This is a genomic window from Mycobacterium sp. TH-M106 (genome assembly GCF_057473765.1).
Map to the genome: position 1 here is coordinate 1 of NZ_JBYCLE010000626.1, position 1,062 is coordinate 1,062.

Annotated in this window: 3 protein-coding genes; all 3 read left to right on the top strand. The window is 68.6% G+C overall.

What is annotated here, in order from left to right; all coding sequences use genetic code 11:
* Positions 1-319 (top strand): thiolase C-terminal domain-containing protein (locus AC2VOP_RS21055; RefSeq protein ID WP_486962768.1); only part of this gene is annotated, 319 nt, incomplete at its 5' end.
* Positions 320-324: 5 nt separating this feature from the next.
* Positions 325-732 (top strand): Zn-ribbon domain-containing OB-fold protein, encoded by a 408-nt coding sequence (locus AC2VOP_RS21060; RefSeq protein ID WP_486962769.1) that lies wholly within the window; start codon positions 325-327, stop codon positions 730-732.
* An 8-nt stretch (positions 733-740) separates the two neighbouring features.
* Positions 741-1,062, top strand: a 322-nt coding sequence (locus tag AC2VOP_RS21065; RefSeq protein WP_486962770.1) for a PadR family transcriptional regulator, incomplete at its 3' end; no start/stop codon positions are given.

Below are 1,062 nucleotides of genomic sequence, written 5' to 3' on the forward strand. Positions count from 1 at the left end.
CGACCCGTTCTCCTTCGAGATCATCCGCCAGTTGGAGGCTTTCGGCTTCTGCGGCGACGGCGAGGGCGGGCCGTTCGTCGCCGACGGCCACATCGCCCTGGACGGCAGCCATCCGATCACCACCGACGGGGGGACCATGTCGTTCAGCCACGCCGGCTCCAACCCGCAGATGATGCAGCGCGCCGTGCGCGCCGTGCAGCAGCTGCGCGGCCGCGCGGGCGACCTCCAAATTCCCGACGCCCACATCGCGTTGTGCAGCAACGGCGGTGCGGGGGCCCTGTTCACCACCGTGCTGATCCTGGGAGACGAACCGCGTTGAACACCATGCGACCACAGACCGGGCCCGTCCCGCACGCCGCCAGCCCGCTCAGCGTCCCGTTCTGGGCGGGATGCCGAGCCGGAGAACTGCGCTATCAACGTTGCGAGTCCTGCGGTGTGGCGAACTTTCCCCCCACCGAGCATTGCCGCCAATGCCTTTCGCACCACCTGCTCTGGGTGGAAAGCGCGGGCCTCGGCGAGATCTACAGCTGGACGGTGGTGCACCGGCCGGTGACCGCGGAGTTCGCGCCGCCCTACGCCCCGGCCATCGTCACGCTGGACGAGGGCTACCAGATGCTGACCAACGTGATCGGCGTGGCACCCGAGGCGCTGGCGATCGGCATGCGGGTCCAGGTCGAATTCCATGCCGTCGGAGCCGATTTGACGCTGCCGTATTTCACCCGCCAGGAATAGACGGTCCCGTGAGTCCCGCACGCACCAGCAACGGCCTGCCCGTCACCGCCTACCTCGTCCTGGGGGTCCTGGCGGCCAACGACGAGCAGCTCACCGCCGGCGAGATCAAGACGCGCGCGGAGCTGTCGGTCGGGCACTTCTACTGGTCGCCGTCGGTCAGCCATGTGCGGCGCGAACTGAGCCGCCTGCTGGTGCGCGGGATGGTCAACCAGATCGGCGCCCGATCCGGCAAACGCGCCATCACGCTCTACGAGACGACCGACGCGGGACTCGAGGCGTTGCGCCGCTGGGTGCAGCATTTCCCGGGCCAGGACCAGGTCGTCATCAAGC

Coding starts and splice junctions, on each gene's coding strand:
- AC2VOP_RS21060 (WP_486962769.1), top strand. CDS start 325: ATGCGACCACAGACCGGGCCCGTCCCGCACGCCGCCAGCCCGCTCAGC.